Origin of the sequence: Streptomyces sp. SID486 (assembly GCF_009865385.1) — a bacterium.
In the GTDB taxonomy this organism is placed as follows: Bacteria; Actinomycetota; Actinomycetes; order Streptomycetales; family Streptomycetaceae; genus Streptomyces.
In genome coordinates this window covers 1-20,870 of sequence record NZ_WWJT01000264.1, presented here as the reverse complement: position 1 = coordinate 20,870, position 20,870 = coordinate 1, and the positions used below count along the sequence as shown (strand labels likewise).

Here is a 20,870-nt window from a genome sequence, read left to right as displayed (position 1 = left end):
GGCGGCCGGGGGGGCCGGGGCCGGGGCCGGAGCCGCGGGCTGGGCCTGCGGAGCAGCGGTGGTGGTCTCTGCGGCCCCCGCGGCCGCAGTACCCGCCGGAGCCGGGGTGGCAGGAGCACCCGGCTTGTAATCGGCGAAGAAGTCCCACCAGGCGCGGTCTACCGAATTCGGGTCCTGGAGGTACTGCTGATAGATCTCGTCGACGAGCCACTCGTTGGGACCGAACGCAGCCGCGGGGTTCTTCCCGGCTTGGTCGGTCGAGATGCTCGATGAGTTACTGGGGGACTGTGGCGACACGGCGGCAACCGCCCTCTTCCGCTTCACAAGGTGATGGACAGCGGGAATAAAGGCTACGCCTCCCTGACCGTGAAGGTCAGGTCGGGCCCGTTCATCGTCGCGTAAGTCACATCAGAAATCTTGTTTCAGGGCTTGATATGGCGGGAAACAAGCGTGGTTCCGCATGTGCGAGGGTGCGTCGGCCCGGACCCGGCGCGTCCTCGTCCGACGCACGGCGCGGGCCTGCCCGGATCACACGTGTCCAGCTGCGGATGAGGGCAGCGACCGTCGTGGATCTTGGTCTTCCGGTTCGGACCCTACGTCAACTCGGGACGGAAGTCAGTCCCGGAAGAGTGACGATGATCCGGCAGCCCCGCTCGGATTCGGCCACACCGATCCGGCCGCCGTGCAGATCCACGGCCCACCGGGCGATGGCCAGCCCCAGCCCGGTACCGCCGTCGCTGCCCGGGCCGTGCGGCCGGGTCACCGCTCCGCGGTTGAACCGCTCGAAGACCCGGTGCCACTCCGACCGGGGGATGCCGGGCCCCTCGTCCAGGACCTCCAGCTGCAGCGACTCGGGCTGCGGTCCGCGCCGCGCCTTCAGCGTCACCCGGCCGTGCGGCGGGCTGTGCTTGACCGCGTTGTCGACCAGATTGGCCACGACCTGGTGGATCCGCTCGGGGTCCGCGTGCGCGGTCAGCTCCGGCGGCGAGACGTCGAGGTGCAGATGGACGTCCGTACGGGTGTGGCTGCCCGAGCCGGAGGCGATGCCCGCGCGCGCCGAGGCGACCATGTTGGCCTCCTTCAGCACGCCCGACAGGTACGGCCACACCTCGAACCGGCGCAGCTTCAGCGGTACGACGCCGTTGTCCAGCCGGGACAGGTCCAGCAGGGTCTCCACCAGACGGCCCAGCCGCTCGGTCTGCTTCAGGGCCGTCCGCATGGTCTCCGGGTCGGCCTCGGTGACCCCGTCGACGATGTTCTCCAGCACCGCGCGCAGGCCCGCGATCGGGGTGCGCAGCTCGTGCGAGACGTTCGCCACCAGCTCCTTGCGCTGGTTGTCCTGGGCCTCCAGCTCGTCGGCCATGACGTTGATCGTCTGGCCCAGGTCGCCGAGCTCGTCCCGGCGGTTCTCCTGCACCCGGCGCGTGTAGTCGCCCTGCGAGATGGAGCGGGCCACCGCGTTCATCTCGTCCAGCGGCATGGTGAGCGAATGGGCCACGAACTGCGTGATCAGCAGTGTGGCGATCATCGAGAAGACCGTGATGAAGCGCAGCTCCGTCTTGGTGTGCACCGCGACGATCGACAGACCGGTGGTGATCAGCACCGCGATGACGACGAGAGCGCCCAGCTTGGTCTTGATCGAGAACGGGCGTACGCCGCCCCAGGGGTCCTCACCGAGGGTCCCGGGGCTCCTCCGTGCGGCCTGGCGCCCGCCGCCGCTCATGGGTTGGGTGTCTCCAGCGCGTAGCCCACGCCGTGCACCGTGCGGATCCGCTCGGCGCCGATCTTGCGGCGCAGCGCCTTGATGTGGCTGTCGACCGTGCGGGTGCCGGAGGCGTCCGCCCAGTCCCACACCTCGGCCAGCAGCTGCTCCCGGGAGAGCACCGCGCGCGGGGTGTTCGCCAGGCACACCAGCAGGTCGAACTCGGTGGGCGTCAGATGGACGTCGTCGGACTTCACCCGCACCCGGCGCTGCGCGTGGTCGATCTCCAGCTCGCCGAGGCGCAGGATCCCGGAGCGGGGCGTGGAGGCGGCGACGACCGCCCGCTCCACCCGCCGCAGCAGCACGTGCACGCGGGCCGCCAGCTCCCGCATGGAGAACGGCTTGGTCATGTAGTCGTCGGCGCCGACGCCGAGCCCGACCAGCATGTCCGTCTCGTCGTCCCGCGCGGTGAGCATCAGCACCGGCACCGGGCGCTGGGCCTGCACGCGCCGGCAGACCTCCAGCCCGTCGAAGCCGGGCAGCATGATGTCGAGGATCAGCAGGTCGGGCTGCCATGCCTCGGCCGTGTCGACCGCGGCCGGACCGTCGGCCGCCGTTTGCACCAGAAATCCCTCGGCGCGGAGCCGGGCCGCGATGGCGTCGACGATCGTGGTGTCGTCCTCGACGACCAGCACCCGGCGCTGTGCGCCCGGGGTGGTCGTCGCCGCGCCGCTCTGGGAGGTGTGTGTCTGCTCCATCGCCCGCCCCTGTTGTTGCTTTCCGGAATCCGTGGGGTGATCCCATGTCTGCGTTTGACGCTTGAATGATCCGCGTCAGGGCAGCACATTACGGGGACTCACCGCGCTGTCGCTATCCAGGTCGGACGGCGAGGTGGACGGCGTCGGGAACGCCCCGGGCAACGGGCACCTCTTCGGTACGCACCTGTCGGAACCCGGCATTCCACAAGGTTCCTTCAAAATCCGGAGAGGGCTGCGCGGACCATACCGAGAGCACCCCTCCGGGTCTCAACACCCGTGCGCAGGCGGCGAGTCCGGCCGGCGAGTAGAGGCTGCCGTTGGCCGCCGTGACGGTCCAGTCGGGGCCGTTGTCGATGTCGAGGCACAGCGCGTCGAACGTGTCCGATGTCTCATTGACGTAAGCCACGAGATCCGCTTCCACGATCACGGTGCGCGGGTCGGCGAGCGCGCCCGCGGACACCTCGGCCAGCGGGCCCTCCCGGTGCCAATCGATGACGGCCGGCTCCCGCTCGACCACGGTGATCCGTCCCCACCGGGGGTCGGCGGCGGCGTGCGCGAGCGAGAACCCCACGCCGAGCCCGCCGATCAGCACCTCCGGCTCCGGGCGCCCGTCCAGCGCGTCCCGGGCGGCGTCCACCAGCAGCCGTTCCGAGCGGCCGTCCGAGGTGTCCATCAGGAAACAGCCGTTGGCGATGATCTGCAGCAGTGCGCCGTGCCTGCGCAGCACCACCTCGCCGTACGGTCCGTCGCGCCGGTCCAGGACCACGGGGGTGTCGTACAGGGCAGTCATGAGCCCATCCTGATCGAACGCGGCCTGACGGGCACGGGAATTACGCATGACGTCCCCGGACGAGTGGCCCACGGCAGAGGGGGCGGACGCGGGGCCGGACGCGGCCGAGGGCTGGGAGGTTGCTGTGAATCCGCTCTCGCGTGGCGTCGGTCATAGACAGCGGCGTGCCGAACACGAAGGGTGGGGCGCGACGGAAGGAGCGCCTCACCCGTGGATCGGATCACGCCGGGCCCTGCGACGGACGCGTCCCCACCCCCCTCGGGCACACCCCTTCCGGACGGCACCCCCACCGCCCCGCCGCGCACCGGCCCCCCGGAAGGCCCGCCCACCGCCCCGGCGCGCACCGGCCCCGCGGACGGCACGGCCGCGGTCCCGCCGCACGCCGGGCTGCTGGACGGCATGCCACGCCAGCGCGGCACCGCGACCACACCGGAACCGGATCCCGCACTCGCCCCCGCCACCGATCCCGCACTCGCCCCCGGCCGGAATCCCGGCCTGGTCGCGGATCGCGCCTCCGCCCCGGGCTCCGGTCCCGTCCTGGATCCCGCTCCCGCCCCGGATCCCGCCCGTCTCGCGGATCGCGACGCCGGCCGCGCGCCCGGTCCCGGGCGTCCGCTCCGGTCGCCCCTCGCCGTGGCGCGGTCGCTGTGGCGGCTGCTGCCCACCCCGGCGGGCACGCCGTTCACCTTCGGCTACGCGGCCGTCCTCGCCGTCACCTCCCTGGTCGCGGCCCAGGCCGACCCCGCTGTGGTGTACGCCCTCCACCAGGGCTCCAGCACGGACGTGGCCCACCTGGTGGGCGCGCCCGTACCGGTGCTGCTGGCGAGCGCGCTGTGGATCGCGGGCGGCGTCCTGTCCCCGTACGCGCTCGCGTTCGTGCTGGCGCTGACGGCGCTGGAGCGGCGGACGGGCGGGGTGCGGGCGGCCGGTGTCTTCCTGGCCGGCCATGTCCTGGCCACCCTGGCCACCGAGGTCCCGGTGGGCCTGGCGGTCCTGTTCGGCCACCTGCCGCCGACCTCGCTGCACCGCCTCGACTACGGCATCAGCTTCGGCGTCGCCACCAGCGTCGGCGCCCTGGCGGGACTGCTCACCCCATGGCTGCGCTGGCCGCTGCTGGCCCTGACGGGCGGTCTGCTGCTGAACGCCCTGATCGCCTTCCAGGACCCGATGACCGACTGGGGCCACCTCATCGCCCTGGCGATCGGCGTGACCGGCTGGCCGCTGCTGCGGCGCGGGCGGCGGACCGCCCCCGCGCTGCCCGCGCCGTCCCCGCTCCCACGGCCGGCCCGGGCGAACACCGCGTCCCGGGCGCACACCGCGTAGGGAGTACGCGCGGGCTTCCGGTTGTTGCCCGGACAGGCCCCAGGTTGTTGCCCGGACACGCGCAGGTTGCTTCCGGACACGCCCCAGGGTTGCTTCCGGGCACGCCCCAGGTTGTGGTCCGGACCCGCCCCAGGGTTGCTTCCGGGCACGCCCCGGGCGGCCGGTACGGCGGCTGAGGCTCCGGCGACCCCTCCGACCTGCGGGAAATCGGTGATCGCTGACAGCGAACACTCCCCGGGGAACATCCCGGGCAGCCAGAACATTGAGTCGGCATAGCTCAAGTTGACTGCCTAAGGGGAGATCATGGCTGCTGAGTCCACGGCGTTCACGCTTGTCCTGCCCGTGCTGCCGCTCGACGACGAGGTCGTGCTGCCCGGCATGGTGGTTCCGCTGGACCTGAGCGACGCCGAGGTGCGGGCCGCGGTGGAGGCCGCACAGGCCGCCGCCCGTTCGACGCCGGGGAAGCCCCAGGTGCTGCTGGTCCCGCGGATCGACGGCACGTACGCCAGGACCGGCGTCCTCGGCACGGTCGAGCAGGTCGGCCGGCTGGCCGACGGCGACCCGGGTGCCCTGGTCCGCGGCCGGAGCCGGGTGCGCATCGGCGCCGGCACCACCGGCCCGGGGGCCGCGCTCTGGGTCGAGGGCGCCCGGGTCGAGGAGAACGTCCCGGACCCGCTGCCCGGCCAGGCCGCCGAGCTTGTCAAGGAGTACAAGGCGCTCGCCACCGCCTGGCTGAAGAAGCGCGGCGCGTGGCAGGTCGTGGACCGCGTCCAGGCCATCGACGACATCTCGGCGCTGGCCGACAACTCCGGCTACTCGCCGTTCCTGGCCATCGACCAGAAGGTCGAGCTGCTGGAGACCGCCGACCCGGTGGCCCGCCTCAGGACCGCCACGCAGCAGCTGCGCGACCACCTCGCCGAGCAGGACGTGGCCGAGACCATCGCGAAGGACGTCCAGGAGGGCGTCGACAAGCAGCAGCGCGAGTTCCTGCTGCGCCGGCAGCTGGAGGCGGTCCGCAAGGAGCTGCGGGAGCTGAACGGCGAGCAGGAGGGCGAGGAGTCCGACGACTACCGGGCCCGGGTGGAGGCCGCCGACCTGCCCGCGAAGGTCCGCGAGGCCGCCCTGAAGGAGGTCGACAAGCTGGAGCGGGCCTCCGACCAGTCGCCCGAGGGCTCATGGATCCGCACCTGGCTGGACACCGTCCTGGAGATGCCGTGGAACGAGCGGTCCGAGGACGCGTACGACATCCAGGGCGCCCGGGCCGTGCTCGACGCCGAGCACGCCGGTCTCGACGACGTGAAGGAGCGCATCACCGAGTACCTGGCGGTGCGCAAGCGGCGCAGCGACCGCGGGCTCGGTGTCATCGGCGGACGGCGCGGTGGTGCCGTACTCGCCCTGGTAGGCCCGCCTGGTGTCGGAAAAACCAGTTTGGGAGAGAGTGTCGCGCACGCCATGGGGCGCAAGTTCGTCCGCGTCGCGCTCGGCGGTGTCCGGGACGAGGCCGAGGTGCGCGGTCACCGCCGTACGTACGTCGGTGCCCTGCCCGGCCGGATCGTACGGGCCGTCAAGGAGGCCGGCTCGATGAACCCGGTGGTCCTGCTGGACGAGATCGACAAGGTGGGCTCCGACTTCCGCGGCGACCCGGCCGCGGCCCTGCTCGAAGTGCTGGACCCGGCGCAGAACCACACCTTCCGGGACCACTACCTGGAGGTCGAGCTGGACCTGTCCGACGTGGTCTTCCTGGCCACGGCCAACGTCCTGGAGGCCATCCCGGAGGCGCTCGCCGACCGGATGGAGATCGTCCGCCTGGACGGCTACACCGAGGACGAGAAGGTCGTCATCGCCCGGGACCACCTGCTCCCGCGCCAGCTGGAGCGGGCCGGTCTGGACGAGGCCGAGGTCACGATCGACGAGAGCGCGCTGCGCAGGCTCGCCGGCGAGTACACCCGCGAGGCGGGCGTACGGACCCTGGAGCGGTCCATCGCGCGGCTGCTGCGCAAGGTCGCCGCCCGGCACGAGCTGGGCGAGCTGGAGCTGCCCTGCACCGTCGGGAGCGAGGACCTGCGCGGTCTGATCGGACGCCCGCACCACGTGCCCGAGTCCGCCCAGGACCCGGCCGAGCGCCGTACGGCCGTGCCCGGTGTGGCGACCGGTCTGGCGGTCACCGGCGCCGGCGGGGACGTGCTCTTCGTGGAGGCGTCCCTGGCCGACCCGGAGACGGGCGCCGCGGGGCTGACCCTGACCGGCCAGCTCGGTGACGTGATGAAGGAGTCGGCGCAGATCGCGCTGAGCTTCCTGCGCAGCCACGGCGCCGAACTGGAGCTGCCGGTGGCCGACCTGAAGGACCGGGGCGTGCACATCCACTTCCCGGCGGGCGCGGTGCCCAAGGACGGCCCGAGCGCGGGCATCACGATGACCACGGCCCTCGCCTCGCTGCTCTCCGGCCGCCTGGTCCGCACGGACGTCGCCATGACCGGCGAGGTCTCGCTGACCGGCCGGGTGCTGCCCATCGGCGGAGTGAAGCAGAAGCTGCTCGCCGCGCACCGCGCCGGGGTGACCACCGTGATCATCCCCAAGCGCAACGAACCCGACCTGGACGACGTCCCGGCCGAGGTGCTGGACGGGCTCGACGTCCACGCCGTGACCGACGTCCGCCAGGTCCTGGAACTGGCGCTCGCGCCCGCACGGGACGGCGCGGTGCCGGAGGTTCCCGTGGCGGCGTGACGGACGTCGCGGGATGAGCGGAGGTCCGGGTTCCGTGAGGGAGACCCGGGCCTCCGCCATGCCGCCCCGCCGCCCTGCCCCGGCCGGGCGCACCCGGAGGCGGCCGATGACGGGGTTCACCGGGCCGTGGAAGAACCTTCGGGAGGCACGAGTGGGCCTTCGCCATGCCGCCCCGCCCTGCCGCGGCCGGGCGCACCCGGAGGCGGCCCATGACGGGGTTCACCCGGCCGTCGAAGAACCTCCGCGGGGCGACGAGTTCCCCGGCCGCGGCACCGGCGTCAGCCCGCGGTGAGCGACTGTTCCGCCCACACCGTCTTGCCGATCCGGTCGTGCCGGGTGCCCCAGCGTTCGGCGAGCTGTGCGACCAGCAGCAGGCCCCGGCCGCCCTCGTCGAAGATCCGGGCCCGGCGCATGTGCGGGGTCGTGCCGCTGGAGTCGTAGACCTCACAGGTCAGGGTGGTGCCCTGGTGGATCAGCCGGAGCCGGATGGGCTGTCGGCCGTACCGGATGGCGTTGGTGACCAGCTCGCTGACCATCAGCTCGGTGGTGAACACGGCCTCGTCCAGCCCCCAGGCCGCCAGCTGCTCGTCGGTGCACCGGCGGGCCCGGGAGACCTCGGCGAACTCGGCGCCCAGCTCCCAGGACGCGACCCGGTCCTCGTGCAGGACCCGGGTACGGGCCATCAGCAGGGCCACGTCGTCGTCGGGGCGGTGGCTGAGCAGCTCGGTGAGGACCCGGTCGCACACCGAGTCCAGCGATCCCGCGGGCCGGCCCAGCGCGGCGAACATCTTGTCCAGCGCCTCGTCGATGTCATGGTCGCGGGCCTCCAGCAGCCCGTCCGTGTAGAGCGCGAGCACGGTGCCCTCGGGCAGTTCCGTCTCGACCGCCTCGAAGGGCAGCCCGCCGAGCCCCAGCGGCGGCCCGGCGGGTACGTCGAGGAAGCGGACGGCGCCGTCCGGGGTCCGCACGGCGGGCGGCGGGTGCCCGGCCCGGGCCACGGTGCAGTGGCGCGAGACCGGGTCGTAGACGGCGTACAGGCAGGTGGTGCCGATGCCGCCGGCGGTCTCGGCGGACGGGTCCGCGCTGCCCTCGTCGGCGGCCAGCCGCAGCACCAGGTCGTCCAGGTGGGTGAGCAGCTCGTCGGCGGGCAGATCGACGTCCGCCAGGGTGCGCACCGCTGTGCGCAGCCGGCCCATGGTGGCCGAGGCACGGATGCCGTGGCCCACCACGTCACCCACGACGAGCGCCACACGCGCCCCCGACAGCGGGATCACGTCGAACCAGTCGCCGCCCACGCCGGCCCGGCTCGCGGCCGGCAGATAGCGGGTGGCGACCTCCAGGGCCGCCTGGTCGGGCAGCGTGTGCGGGAGCAGGCTGCGCTGCAGGGCCATGGTGGTGGTGCGGGCCAGGGCACGGGCGCGGGTCTGCTCGATGCCGGCGGCGGCCTTGGCGGTGAACTCCCCGGCGAGCCGCAGGTCCTCCGGCCCGAACGGCTCCCGTGACGGACGCCGGCCGAACAGGGCGACGCCGAGCGTGCAGCCCTCGGCGAGCAGCGGCACCGCCAGCAGCGTCCGCGCCCCGGACTCGCGCAGCCATGCGGCGCCGGGGTCCAGTGCCGCCCACTCGGCGACGGCCGGGTCCGCCGTGTCGTACAGCAGCGGGCGGCCCACGGCCAGGCACCGGGCGGGCGGCGAGCCGGCCGTGCAGACGATCACCTCCCCGGTGCCGGTGTCGGTGTGGTGTGCGGGCCTGTCGCCGGCCGGGACCGCGCGCAGGGCTGCCCGGCGCAGTACGACGTGGTCCGGCGGCGGGCCGGTGGCCTCGGTGCCGGTGCGCGGGGCGTCCAGCAGGTCGACCGCCATGACGTCGGCCAGGCGCGGGACGGTGACCTCCCCGAGTTCCTGCGCGGCGCGCGCCTGGTCCGCCACCGTCCCGGCCCGCGAACCGGTGTCGGCCGAGGGGCCCTGCCGGCCCGCGGCGTCCTGGGCCGGGTGCTGCACGGACAGGCAGACGGCCGTACCCGGCCGTCGGCGTCCTTGAGCGGGGTGAGGGAGGCGGGCCGGCCGAGCGGGCCGAGGCGGCCCGGCGCCTCCTGGGGGCGGCCGGTCCGGAGCGCCAGCCGCATCGACCGCTCGGCCTCCTCGCTGTCGGCCCCCGGCATGATGTGGGCGAGACGCAGCCCGCGCATCGCCGACTCGGGCAGGGCGAGGGCGTGTTCCAGCCGGCGGTTGGCCCGCACCAGCCGCAGGTCCGCGTCGAAGACGGCCAGCGGAAAGGGGGACTGGAGGAACGTCCACTCCTCCAGGGGCTCGCCCCGTGGCGGCTGCGGCCGGGCCGTCACCGCGCTCACCACGAGCCAGTCGGCGATCCGCGTGCCGGAGGCCCGGCGGTGGGCGAGCACGCCCAGTTCGACCTGCCGGCCGTCCTGGTGGAGCAGGGGCAGGGAGCCGTTCCAGCGGTCGCGGCCGGCCAGCACCCGCCGGGCCGCGGTGGCGTCGGCGGCGAGCAGCGCGGAGGCGGGCCGTCCGACGACGGCCGCGGAGTCGTAGCCGAGCAGCCGCCGCGCGCCGTCGCTCCAGCCGGTGAGGATGCCGTGCTCATCGATGGTGGCCGTGGCCGTGTACGTCGACTGTCGCTCCATCGCCGCTCATCTCGCCCTTGCTCGGCAGGCTCTCCTGACCAGCATGATCCCGGGCGGGGCGGAGCACCAACGCAGGGCCGGCCCGGGAAACGGGGCCGCGGCGCCATCTCCGCACGGCCCCGTTCCCGGGCTCCCGGCCCGCCCGGGAGGGCGCGGTGTCAGCCGTTGGCCAGGGCCTGCACCCGGTCCAGGGCGCCGTTGAACTTGTCGTGGTCCCCGACGGTCGGGCCGGAGGAGGTGTACTGCCACATCGTCTGGTAGGGCCAGCCGGCCGGCAGCGTCCCCGGGTCGGAGGCGTAGCGGGCGATCCACAGCGGGTCGTTCGCGGCGAAGCCGCCGTAGTTGCCGGTGCACTGGGTCCACCAGCTGGTGGCGGTGTAGATCACGGGGTACCGGCCGGTGCGCGCCCGGTAGGTGTCGACGAAGTCGGCGATCCAGCTGACCATCTGGCTCGCGCTCTTGCCGTAGCAGGCGGCCCCGTAGGGGTTCCACTCGATGTCGAGGGCGCCGGGCAGGGTCTTGCCGTCGCGGGACCAGCCGCCGCCGTGGTCGGCGAAGTAGTTGGCCTGGGTGGCGCCGCTGGTGGTGTCCGGGGTGGCGAAGTGGTACGCCCCGCGGATCATGCCCACGTTGTAGGCGCCGTTGTACTGCTGCGCGAAGTAGGGGTTCGTGTAGTACGTGCCCTCCGTGCCCTTGGTGTACGCCCAGCGCACGCCGCTGCCCCAGAGGGTCGACCAGGCGACGTTGCCCTGGTGGGCGGAGACGTCCACCCCTTCGGTCTGGACGGCGTCCCCCGTGGTGGGGGTGCCGGCGCTGCCGTCGTGGGCGAGGACGCCCATGCCCAGGTAGGCCGAGCCGCGGGCGGGGACGCTCGCGGCGTCGGCCGGGGTGAGGGGGAGTGCGCAGGAGAGGGCCGCGAGCAGGGCCGTGACGAGGACGGCTGTGCGACGCGGCCGGAAGGAGTGTGGGGAGCGGGGCGAGCCGGGTCTGAGCACGGTCATGACGTGCCTCCGGAGGAGTGGGGTGGGGGGGATACGTGGGGGGTCGCGGCGCTGACCGCCGGCCGCTGGGCGTGGGCATGCCACCAGGGGCGTGGTAAAGAAGCTACGCACGTAGATGAGGGCGTGGAAGAGGGTCCGGTCGACGCCGTTGGTCTACGCCTGCGAAATACTTACGGAGCTGCGGCGATGACGACGTTTGACAGAAACTTTCAGTACTGCGAAACCGATCAGGGGTGCTGACGTGCACGAGGACGCGAACGGCGGCGGACACCACGCTGCCGGCCAGATGACGCCCAGTGGTGCAGACCAGGAGTTCCTGGCGCTGGAGCGCGAGTTGACCGTGCTGCTCCGCCGTGCCCGGGCCAACCAGGGCGAGATGGCCCGGGAGGTCCACCCCGACCTGGAGTCCTCCGCCTACGGCCTGCTCATCCGGCTGGACGAACTGGGCGGTCAGCGGGCCACGGAACTCGCCGGCTACATCGGCGTCGGCAAGGCCACGATGTCCCGGCAGCTGCGCGCGCTGGAGGAACTGGGCCTGATCGCCCGCGAACCCGACCCGGCCGACGGCCGCGCCTGGCTCGTCACCCTCACCGAGGAGGGCAGCCGCCGCGTCACCACCGTCCGCGAGGCCCGCCGCGCCCGTTACGTCCGCCAGCTCTCCCACTGGGACCGCCGGGAGGTCTCCGAACTGGCCCGGCTGCTGCACGAGCTGAACGGCGTCATGGCGAAGTAGCGGGTCACACTGAACGGCGTCATGGCGAAGTAGCGGGTCACAACTCCGCGACCACCACGGTCGCGTCGTCGTGGGTCTTGCCCCGCCCCAGGTACGCCCGCTGCTCCCGGTCCGCCGTCTCCAGCTCCCGCACCCGCTCGACCAGCGACCGGGCGCCCTCCTTGGCGACCACGTCGAACAGGGCCGTCCAGTCGCCCTCGCGGAACACCTCCGTCCAGCGGGTCGCACCGTCGGTCAGCGCGGCCAGCGCGCGCACCTCGCGCCGGGGCAGGGAGCCGGTGACCGCACGGGCGGCCACGGCGGGATCGGCGGCGGCGGTGAAGAAGCCGCCCTCCTTGTTGCGCAGGCTCGCGTCGACCAGGGCGTCGGAGACGAGCGCTGCGCGGGGGAGCCGGTCGAGCCGGTCGTCCAGCACGGGCGTGACGGCACCGTCGGCACCCCGCACCAGCAGCGCGGAGTCGGACAGCACCAGGTACTCGACCGAGTCCGCGTCCCAGCGGGTCAGGACCACGGTCGCCTGAGGCGTTCGCGGGTGAGAAAGGTCACAGGTCGCCGCGTGGGCGTCGGCGGTGCGGCGGATCGCCAGCGAAAGAATCTCCGAGAGCGTCAGATCTCGTCCGGAAACGGTCAGTTCGGTCAGTGCGCCGCCCAGCCGCGCGGTGAACCAGGGAACCGAATGCAGACAGCCCGTCCCGCCGCTGGGCGGCGTCACCCCGTCCAGGGCGATCACGCAACCCCCCTGACCGGAGGCGGGTAGTCCGACAGCGGCGAAGTCCTCGTTGGGGCGGGTCGGATCGCCGGGTTCCGAGACGAGTTCAGTACGCATCCGGCCAGTCTGCACGACCCCTTCACACGGTGCGCCAAAGGCTGGCAAGCACCCGGTGAATTCTCACGACCCCGCAGGTCAGGCGCCTGTTTTGGGCAGGAATGGGGCACTCCGGGAAGGCGTGGTGGCGAATACTGCCAAAGCCTGCCGCGCGCGTCCAACCGGCGTGCCGCCAAGGGGCCGCGCACACGCCAGAGGAACTTGCCCGCCAACTCCCCTCCGATGTTCACTCCTTCGGGTGGCGGGGCAGGCGATGCGCGACCACCGCCCACCGGCGCTGGGAGGGTCGGGAACCGTACGAACCGGGTGTACGCACCACTTGGCACCGATATGACGGGGTGCCACCCGGGACCCTGGGTAGACGAGTTCAGGAATGCGAGCACCGGTGCAGAAGAAGCGGCCTCGGCGCACAGGCAGGCAGACGGCCCCCGAGGGGACCGTCCCCCAGACCCCCGTGGGCACCGGCCGTCCCACCCATGTGCGCACCCGGCTGATCGTCGCTGTCGCGGTGGTGGCCGCGGCCGTCGCCGGAGCCGGCGCGCCCGCGCTGCTCACCGCCTCGGGGGACGTCAGCGACTCACAGAACCTCGTGACCCTGGCCGCGCGCACCCAGGACGCGCTCACCCTGGCCCACTCGCTGGCCGACGAACGCGACGAGGTCACCACCTACGTCGCGGCGGGCCGGCCCAAGTCCAAGGCGCCTTCGGAGGACCGCAGCACCCGCGTGGACCGGCAGGTCGAGGAGCTGCGTGCCGACACCGACACCCCGGCGGCCCTGCGCACCGACCTCGACGGCATCGACACCGTCCGCCGGGCCGCCCTCACCGGCAAGACCACGGCCCTCCAGACCCACCAGGCGTACTCGGCGACCATCACCGAACTGCACCGGCTCGCCGAGCAGCTGGCCGAGCGGATGCCGGCGCGGGCCGGCTCCGGTGCCTACTCCCTCGCCGAACTGGACTCCGCCGTCCAGCAGTCCGCCGCCGCCCGCGGCCTGCTGCTGGCCGCGCTGAACATCCCCGGCCACACCGAGACGGTGACCGACCCCGTCACCGGCCTGCCCGCCACGGCCGACAGCAGCAGCGACGCCGAGCGCAAGCAGCGCGACGCGCTCACCGCCGCCGCCCAGCAGGCCCGCCTGCGCGCCGACGCGGCCCTCGCCGACTTCCGCGACACCGCGCCCGCGAAGGCCGCGGACTCCTACGACTCGACGGTCACCGGACCGGAGGTCAACTCGGCGGAGAAGTACCTCGCCACGCTCACCGACCAGCCGGCCCTCGCCGACAGCGAGCTGACCACCAGCACCAAGAAGCTGGACGCGGCCCTGTCCGCCCGCGTCGACCTGATGCGCGGCGCCGAGGCCGCGCTCTACGACCACCGCACCAAGGACCTGGAGAAGCTCCGGGACGACGACGTCACCGCCCTGGAGATCCGGGTCGCCGTCCTCGGCGCGCTGCTGCTGGTCGCGATCGGCATCGCCACGGCCATGGCCCGCACGCTGACCCGCCCGCTGTCGGTCCTGCGCCGCGGCTCGGCCCGGCTCGCCGAGGCCGACGAACCGGCGGCCCAGGAGCCGATCGGCTTCACCGGCCGCAACGACGAGTTCGCCCAGGTGGTCCGCTCCGTCAACGCCCTCCACGCACACGCGGCCGCCCTGCACGAGCGCGTGGGCACCCTGGAGACCGACCGCAAGCACCTGGTCGGCCAGCGCCAGAAGATGGCCGACGCCCGCGAGGGGCTGCGCGCCGAACTCGCCGACTCCGCCGCCCAGCTGGAGCGGCTGCGCACCAGCATCGGCTCCACCTTCGTCAACCTGGCCCTGCGCACCCTGGGCCTGGTCGAGCGGCAGCTGGCGGTCATCGAGGGCCTGGAGGAGCGCGAGCAGGACCCCGACCGCCTCGCCACGCTGTTCAAGCTGGACCACTTCGCCACCGTCATGCGCCGGCACAGCGAGAACCTCCTGGTCCTCGCCGGCACCGAGCACGTTCAGCAGCACCCGGGCCCGGTACCACTGGTCGACGTGGTCCGGGCGGCGGTCAGCGAGATCGAACGCTACGAGCGCGTGCGCATCGCGGCCCTGCCCCCGCACGCCCACATCGCGGGCTTCGCCGCCGACGACCTCTCCCACCTGCTGGCCGAGCTGATGGAGAACGCGACGTCGTTCTCCCCGCCGGACATCCCGGTGGAGGTCTCCGGCTGGCTCCTGGAGTCCGGCGAGGTCATGCTCTCCGTCCAGGACGAGGGCATCGGCGTGGCGGAGGACCGGCTCGTCCGCCTCAACGCCCGCCTCACCGAGTTCGACCCCGAGTCCCCCTACGACCAGGAGGGCGACGACGGCCTCGGCCTCGGCCTCTACGTCGTCGCGCGCCTCGCCCACCGGCACGGCGTCCGGGTTCGGCTGCGCGAGCAGAAGCAGGGCGGCACCGCGGCGGTGGTGGTCCTGCCGGCGTCCCTGCTCAGCGAGGCCCCGGCGACGGCACTGCCGCCCCGGACGGTCCCCGGCGGCACGGCCGGCTTCAGCCTCCCGGGCGCCGACGCCGAGGCCAACTCCAACGTGCTGCACGCCCGGCCGAAGTCCGCGGACCCGCTGGTCGCCCTCGCGGAACAGGCCGTACAGGACGCGTCCGGCGACCCGGAGGGGACCGCGCCGCACGACACCGGGGGCCCCGCCGCCGACGCGCTCCCGGAGCAGGCCGCGCCCGCCGCGCCCGCCGACTCCGCCGAGCAGGCCGTGCGGGACGCCTTCGGGGACGCCCCCACCCATGAACAGGCCGACGGACCCGCCCAGCGCGCGGAGACCCGCCCGAAGGCCCCGCCGGAGACCCCCGCCGAGACGACGATGGAACTGCTGCTGCCGCCGGTTCCGGCGGCGGAACCGGCCGTCCCGCCCGGCGCCCGTCCCCACCCCCCGGCACCCTCCGCCTTCGAGGAGGCCCGGCAGACCTGGACCCGCCCCCGCGACCCGTCGGCGGCCGGCGAGGCGGCCCCGCAGGGACCATCCGCGGGGGGCGACGGGACCCGCGCCGGCGATACGGGTGCGAACCCGGACACCGAAGACGGGACCGAGGCCACCGAGCAGCTCACCAGCAAGGGCCTGCCCAAGCGCACACCCAAGATCACCGCACCCGCCGCCCCACCCCGCCAGCGCGCCGCGGGCGTCGACGCCGAGGCCCTGCGCCGCAGGCTCGGCGGCTTCCGGCGCGGCGCCGAGGCCGGCTACCGCGACGTGGAGGCGGAGATCATCGAACGGACGGCCGGCCACCAGCGGCCGGCCCGCTACGCACACGCCGAAGAAGCCACGGGGGGCACAGCCGAGGAGGCAAGCAGTTGACCGCGCCCACTACTTACGGACTGAGCAGTGAAGCCCGTAACCTGCACTGGCTGCTGACCAACCTGGTCGAGGAAGTACCCGGCATCCAGTCCGTCGCCGTGGTCTCCTCCGACGGTCTGCTCCTGCTCTCGTCCGACCCCGGATACACCGAACTGTCCCGTCAGGCCAGGCCGGCGAAGGGCCCCCGCGGCTCCTCCGCCGACCTCGCCACGATCGTCTCCGGCATCGGCAGCCTCACCGTGGGCGCCGCCAAGCTGCTGGACCACGGCGGGGTCCGGCACACGATGGTCGCCATGGAAGAGGGCAGCCTGTTCGTGATGTCGATCAGCGACGGCTCGCTGCTCGGCGTGCACGGCTCCGCCGAGTGCGACATGAGCGTCGTGGCCTACCACATGGCGCTGTTCGTGGGCCGCGCCGGCCACGTCCTCACCCCGGAACTCCGCTCCGAGCTGCGGCAGTCGCTGGAGACCCGGCCGGCCGGGAGCGAGCGATGAGCGGTGTCCCGAGGCTCCCCGTCCGCGGCGGCGACCGCAAACCCGCGCGCGTCCGCCCCTACTCGCTCACCGGCGGCCGTACCCGCTTCGGCCACGTCCTCCTCGTGGAGACGTTCGTGGCCGCGCTGGAGGCCCCCGAGGAGCGGAGGGAGCTGACCGGGAGCACCGCCCGCGCCATCGGCAGCGGGGGAGGTTCGCTCGCCACCCGGGTCATGCCGGAGATGCGGGCCATCGTCGAACTGTGCCGCCGGATGCGCACGGTGGCCGAGATCGCCGCGCTGCTGAAGATGCCGCTCGGTGTGGTCCGCGTGCTCCTGAGCGATCTCGCGGACCAGGGAAAGATCCGTGTGTACGGCACCGGAACCGGTCACGGCACCGGCCGCCCGGACCGCGCGCTGCTGGAAAGGGTGCTGAGTGGACTCCGCCGTCTCTGACGCCACCGGCGTCGCCCCCCTCGTCGTCGGTTTCGCCGAGCCCGACGAGGACCTGAAGTCCTGGCAGACGGACCGGACGCGCGCCCCCGTCGCGACGAAGATCGTGGTGGCGGGCGGCTTCGGCGTCGGCAAGACCACCCTCGTCACCTCCGTCTCGGAGATCACGCCGCTGCAGACCGAGGCGCTGATGACCGAGGCCAGCGAGGAGACCGACGACCTGTCCGCCACCCCGGGCAAGCTGACCACCACCGTGGCCATGGACTTCGGCCGCCTCACGCTCGACGACGACCTGGTGCTCTACCTGTTCGGGACGCCGGGCCAGCAGCGGTTCTGGTTCATGTGGGACGACCTGGTGCGCGGCGCGATCGGGGCCGTCGTCCTGGCCGACACCCGCCGCCTGAAGGACTGCTTCCCGGCACTGGACTACTTCGAGAGCTGCGGACTGCCGTACGTCGTCGCGGTGAACCACTTCGACGGCAGCGAGCGGTTCGAGCCGGAGGACGTACGGGAGGCGCTGACGATACCCGCGCACATCCCTGTCATGATCATGGACGCGCGGCGGCGGATCTCGGTCATCGAGACCCTCCTCGCCCTGGTGGCCCACGCGCTGGACGAAACCCCCGAGTAGTCCTGCCCCCCAGCAGTCCTCACCTCGTAGGAGACACCACCCGCATGCGGAAGATACTCGTCGTCGGAGCCGGCCAGTCCGGCCTCCAGCTCGCCCTCGGCCTGCAGTCGCACGGCTACGAGGTCACCCTGATGTCGAACCGGACCGCGGACGAGATCCGCTCCGGCCGGGTCATGTCGACGCAGTGCATGTTCGACACGGCACTGGGGCACGAGCGCGATCTCCAGCTGAACTTCTGGGAGTCCCAGGCCCCGAAGATCGAGGGGCTCGGCGTCTCGGTCGCCGCCCCCGGCTCGCACGACCCGGGTCCCACCCAGCGGGCGATCGACTGGGTGGGCCGGCTCGACGGGTTCGCGCAGTCGGTCGACCAGCGGGTGAAGATGGCCGGCTGGATGGAGACCTTCGCGCAGCGCGGCGGCCAGCTGGTCATCCACGGCGCGGCGGTCGGCGACCTGGACTACTTCTCCCGCGCCTACGACCTCGTCCTGGTCTCGGCCGGCAAGGGCGAGCTGGTGTCGATGTTCGCCCGTGACCCGGAGCGCTCCCCGTACACCGAGCCGCAGCGGGCGCTGGCGGTGGCGTACGTCCACGGCCTCGGCCCGCGCCCCGAGCACCCGGAGTTCGACGCGGTCCGCTGCAACCTGGTCCCCGGCGTCGGCGAACTGTTCGTGATGCCGACCCTGACCACGTCCGGCCGCGCCGACATCCTGTTCTGGGAGGGCATACCCGGCGGCCCGCTCGACGTCTTCAAGGGCGTCAAGGACCCGGCCGAGCACCTCTCCCTGACCCTGGAACTCATGGAGAGGTTCACGCCCTGGGAGTACGCGCGGGCCACGAAGGTGGAACTCACCGACGCCGGCGGCACCCTGGCCGGGCGGTACGCGCCGACCGTCCGCAACCCCGTCGGCCGGCTGCCCGGCGGCGGGCTGGTGCTGGGCGTGGCCGACGTGGTCGTCGCCAACGACCCGATCACCGGCCAGGGCTCCAACTCGGCGTCCAAGTGCGCGGCCGCCTACCTCGCGTCCATCCTGGAGCGCGGGGACGAGCCGTTCGACGAGGCGTGGATGCGGCAGACGTTCGACCGCTACTGGACCACCGCGCAAGCCGTCACCAAGTGGACGAACGCCATGCTGGCGCCCCCGCCGGAGCACGTGCTGAACCTCATCGGCGCGGCGGGACAGCTGCAGCCGGTGGCCGACCGGTTCGCCAACGCCTTCGACGACCCGGCCGACTTCGAGAACTTCTTCTACGACCCGGACCGGACGGCCGCCTACCTGGCCTCCGTCGCGGGGGCCTGACCGGGGGAACCGTCGGGGCGTACGGCACCGAGGACCGGATAGGAGGCCAGCGGCGAGACCCGCACCCGCTCGCCCGGCCGCGGTGCCTGTACGACCTTTCCGCCCCCCACGTACATCGCCACGTGCGTGGCCTCGGGGAAGTAGACGACCAGGTCACCCGGGCGCAGGTCCGTCAGCGGGATCCGCTGCAACCGCTGCCACTGCTCCTGGCTGGTGCGCGGGATCGGGGTGCCCGCGTGGAACCACGCCTGTGACGTGAGGCCCGAGCAGTCGTAGGCGTCGGGGCCCTGCGCGCCCCACCGGTAGGGCTTGCCGAGCTGGTCCATGGCATAGCCGACCGCGCGGTCGCCCCGCGGGGTGGCCGGGCGGTCGGCGGGCAGGGCGCCCGCTGTGGTGAGCCGCCGCTGGGCCTCGGCGACCCCCTGCTGTTCCAGCCGGGCCACGGCCGCGATCTGCTCCGGGGTGAGAGCGGCCAGCAGGCGTTCCACCTCGCCGAGCCTGCCCCGGACGTCGTCGCGCTGCCGCTGCTGCCGGCCGGCGAGGCCGAGCTGGGTGTCGAGGGCCTTGCGGGCGGCGCGGGCCAGTACGTCGGTGCGCTTCTCCGCGGCGGTGAGCCGGGCCACCGTACGGGCCCGGGCCCGGGCCAGCTCACCGATGACATGGCCCTCGTCCAGCGCGTGCTGCGGGTCGGGCGCGAGCAGGAGGCGGACGTAGGGGCCGAGCCCGTCGCTGTTCTGGTACTGCTGCCGGGCCAGCCGGCCGGCGTCGGTCCGGCCGGACCGGAGGGTGAGCCGGGCACGGGCCAGTTCGTCGTCCAGGCGGGCCACCTCGGCGCGCTGCCGCCGCAGCCTCTCCGTCGTGGCGTTGTAGGTCTCGGTGGCCTGTTCGGTCTGCCGGTAGAGCCGCTGGAGGTCCGTCAGCAGCTGGGCCACGGACGGCGGTGGTGCGGGCGCGGCCAGGGCGGGTGCGGGGGCGAGGACGGCCTGGGCCGCCACCGCGGCCGTACAGGCCAGACGCAGAAGCACTCCTGACACGCCATCACCTCCGGCGCGGGGAGGGCGGACCCTCCGCCTCCCGTCGCACCGTGATAATCAGACATGCCGGGGTGAAAACAGCACGAATCTACGCGGCTCGGCGCAACGGTGTCACCCGTTCGCACCGTCCGGCTTGCCGGACGGCGTGACATCCGGCTTCGACCAGGGCCACCTGAGCCTGCCGCCGGACCGGTCGTCCGGGTCGTAGCGGTACTTCCAGCCCTGGACCAGCCCGAGCCGTCTGCTGTGCCCGCGCGGGACGCGGTGGTAGACCAGCACCGTGGGCGGGCCGCCGCCGGCGTCCGGGACGGGGATGCGGTACGTCTTCGGGGGGTGCCCGGTGGGCCCGAGGAGCACGGGCAGCACGCGCCCGTCCATGGGGCCGCCCTCGAAGGGGGTGTCCTGACTCTTCACGGCTCCAGTCTCAGCCTTCCTCGGCGAGCGCGCCGACGAGGGCGGCGGTCTGCGGGTCGCGGCCGGCGGTGACGGTGAGCACGGCCACGAACTGCTCCACGAGCCAGTCGCGCAGCTCCTCGACCGGGGGCTGCTTGTCCTCGTCCAGCCACATCAGCGAGGCCGCCTCCACGGCGGTGATCCACATCCGGACGGTCATGCGCAGACGGGGGCCGGGCCCGGCGACCCCGAGGTGGGCGTAGATGTGCTCCGCGGCGGCCCGGCGCACCCCGTCCACGATGGCGGTGGTCCTGGACGTCTCCACCACGCTGCCGCCCTGGAGGAGGGCGCTGAAGCCGGTGTCGTGCCCGTCCACGAAGGCCAGGTAGCGGTCGAGGGCACGGGACAGCCGGGGCAGCAGCGGGCCTTCGCGCGGCTCGGCGAAGCACTGCTGGAGCACCTCGGCGGCGGACCGCAGCGCGGCCTCGTACAGCTGCTGCTTGCCGCCCGGGAAGTACCGGTACACCAGGGGCCGCGACACCCCGGCCGCCTCCGCCACGTCGTCCAGGGACACGTCCTCGGGGGCGCGGTGGGCGAAGAGCGTGAGGGCGGCGTCGAGGAGCTGACTTCGCCGCTCCTCGACACTGAGCCGGCGGTAGGCGGGGGTGGCCGACGGAGTCATGCCGCCAGCCTAATCGCCGCCCGGAGGGCGCCGGGTGCGGTCGGGGCCGGGCGCGGGCGGGGCGCCCGCGGCCCGGCC

The 20,870-nt window shown here is 73.4% G+C and carries 17 protein-coding genes and 1 pseudogene; 8 read left to right on the top strand and 10 right to left on the bottom strand.

Annotated elements, in window-relative coordinates; translation table 11 throughout:
* The 4 genes from GT045_RS13150 to GT045_RS13135 form a co-directional block, all read right to left on the bottom strand.
* On the bottom strand, positions 1 to 297 hold a 297-nt coding region (locus tag GT045_RS13150), incomplete at its 3' end, for a hypothetical protein (protein ID WP_161334275.1).
* A gap of 301 nt (positions 298 to 598) precedes the next feature.
* Entirely contained in the window at positions 599 to 1,723 is a 1,125-nt protein-coding gene (locus GT045_RS13145) for an ATP-binding protein (RefSeq protein WP_202516513.1), read from the bottom strand.
* Positions 1,720 to 2,460 (bottom strand): response regulator transcription factor, encoded by a 741-nt coding sequence (locus GT045_RS13140; protein WP_161297678.1) that lies wholly within the window; start codon positions 2,458 to 2,460, stop codon positions 1,720 to 1,722. The genes GT045_RS13145 and GT045_RS13140 overlap by 4 nt, the downstream gene beginning before the upstream one ends.
* Before the next feature lie 112 nt (positions 2,461 to 2,572).
* Positions 2,573 to 3,250: a spermidine synthase gene (locus tag GT045_RS13135; protein WP_161297679.1), complete on the bottom strand. Its 678-nt coding sequence runs from the start codon at positions 3,248 to 3,250 to the stop codon at positions 2,573 to 2,575.
* Between the two features lie 210 nt (positions 3,251 to 3,460).
* Between GT045_RS13135 and GT045_RS39675 the strand changes: the two genes are divergently transcribed.
* Positions 3,461 to 4,573, top strand: coding sequence for a rhomboid-like protein (locus tag GT045_RS39675; RefSeq protein WP_345942635.1), 1,113 nt, complete (start codon positions 3,461 to 3,463; stop codon positions 4,571 to 4,573).
* A gap of 303 nt (positions 4,574 to 4,876) precedes the next feature.
* Positions 4,877 to 7,297, top strand: coding sequence for an endopeptidase La (lon, locus tag GT045_RS13125; RefSeq protein ID WP_161286882.1), 2,421 nt, complete (start codon positions 4,877 to 4,879; stop codon positions 7,295 to 7,297).
* A gap of 278 nt (positions 7,298 to 7,575) precedes the next feature.
* Here lon and GT045_RS13120 read toward each other — a convergent pair.
* Both GT045_RS13120 and GT045_RS13115 read right to left on the bottom strand, forming a co-directional pair.
* Positions 7,576 to 9,938, bottom strand: a pseudogene (locus GT045_RS13120) (SpoIIE family protein phosphatase).
* Between the two features lie 158 nt (positions 9,939 to 10,096).
* A complete protein-coding gene (locus tag GT045_RS13115; protein ID WP_161294746.1) occupies positions 10,097 to 10,939 on the bottom strand; it encodes a lysozyme in 843 nt (280 codons plus the stop codon).
* Between the two features lie 241 nt (positions 10,940 to 11,180).
* On the opposite strand from GT045_RS13115, the gene GT045_RS13110 reads away from it, so the two are divergent.
* Positions 11,181 to 11,672 carry a MarR family transcriptional regulator gene (locus GT045_RS13110; protein ID WP_161294748.1) on the top strand — a complete coding sequence of 164 codons (492 nt, stop codon included), beginning with the start codon at positions 11,181 to 11,183 and terminating at the stop codon, positions 11,670 to 11,672.
* Positions 11,673 to 11,709: 37 nt separating this feature from the next.
* Here GT045_RS13110 and GT045_RS13105 read toward each other — a convergent pair whose 3' ends face one another.
* The gene (locus GT045_RS13105; RefSeq protein ID WP_161334274.1) at positions 11,710 to 12,498 is read right to left on the bottom strand and encodes a protein phosphatase 2C domain-containing protein; all 789 of its coding nucleotides are present in this window, start codon (positions 12,496 to 12,498) and stop codon (positions 11,710 to 11,712) included.
* 385 nt (positions 12,499 to 12,883) lie between these two features.
* Between GT045_RS13105 and GT045_RS13100 the strand changes: the two genes are divergently transcribed.
* Genes GT045_RS13100 through GT045_RS13080 form a run of 5 tightly spaced genes read left to right on the top strand, consistent with a single transcriptional unit; the run spans position 12,884 to position 18,683 of the window.
* Positions 12,884 to 15,829, top strand: coding sequence for a nitrate- and nitrite sensing domain-containing protein (locus tag GT045_RS13100; protein ID WP_345942634.1), 2,946 nt, complete (start codon positions 12,884 to 12,886; stop codon positions 15,827 to 15,829).
* Positions 15,826 to 16,323, top strand: a complete 498-nt coding sequence (locus GT045_RS13095; RefSeq protein WP_161334273.1) for a roadblock/LC7 domain-containing protein — start codon at positions 15,826 to 15,828, stop codon at positions 16,321 to 16,323. Before GT045_RS13100 ends, GT045_RS13095 begins: the two co-directional genes overlap by 4 nt.
* Entirely contained in the window at positions 16,320 to 16,757 is a 438-nt protein-coding gene (locus GT045_RS13090; protein WP_161294754.1) for a DUF742 domain-containing protein, read from the top strand. Before GT045_RS13095 ends, GT045_RS13090 begins: the two co-directional genes overlap by 4 nt.
* Positions 16,738 to 17,385 (top strand): ATP/GTP-binding protein, encoded by a 648-nt coding sequence (locus GT045_RS13085; RefSeq protein WP_161334272.1) that lies wholly within the window; start codon positions 16,738 to 16,740, stop codon positions 17,383 to 17,385. Before GT045_RS13090 ends, GT045_RS13085 begins: the two co-directional genes overlap by 20 nt.
* A gap of 44 nt (positions 17,386 to 17,429) precedes the next feature.
* Complete coding sequence (locus GT045_RS13080) at positions 17,430 to 18,683, top strand: styrene monooxygenase/indole monooxygenase family protein (protein WP_161294758.1); 1,254 nt, start codon at positions 17,430 to 17,432, stop codon at positions 18,681 to 18,683.
* On the opposite strand, the gene GT045_RS13075 is transcribed toward GT045_RS13080, so the two are convergent.
* From GT045_RS13075 to GT045_RS13065, 3 genes are all read right to left on the bottom strand, one after another.
* Positions 18,656 to 19,717 (bottom strand): C40 family peptidase, encoded by a 1,062-nt coding sequence (locus GT045_RS13075; protein WP_161294760.1) that lies wholly within the window; start codon positions 19,715 to 19,717, stop codon positions 18,656 to 18,658. The two genes, GT045_RS13080 and GT045_RS13075, sit on opposite strands and share 28 nt — an antisense overlap.
* A 111-nt stretch (positions 19,718 to 19,828) precedes the next feature.
* Positions 19,829 to 20,131, bottom strand: coding sequence for a hypothetical protein (locus GT045_RS13070; RefSeq protein ID WP_161294762.1), 303 nt, complete (start codon positions 20,129 to 20,131; stop codon positions 19,829 to 19,831).
* A 10-nt stretch (positions 20,132 to 20,141) separates the two neighbouring features.
* Positions 20,142 to 20,792 (bottom strand): TetR/AcrR family transcriptional regulator, encoded by a 651-nt coding sequence (locus tag GT045_RS13065; protein ID WP_161294764.1) that lies wholly within the window; start codon positions 20,790 to 20,792, stop codon positions 20,142 to 20,144.
* Positions 20,793 to 20,870 lie beyond the last annotated feature (78 nt).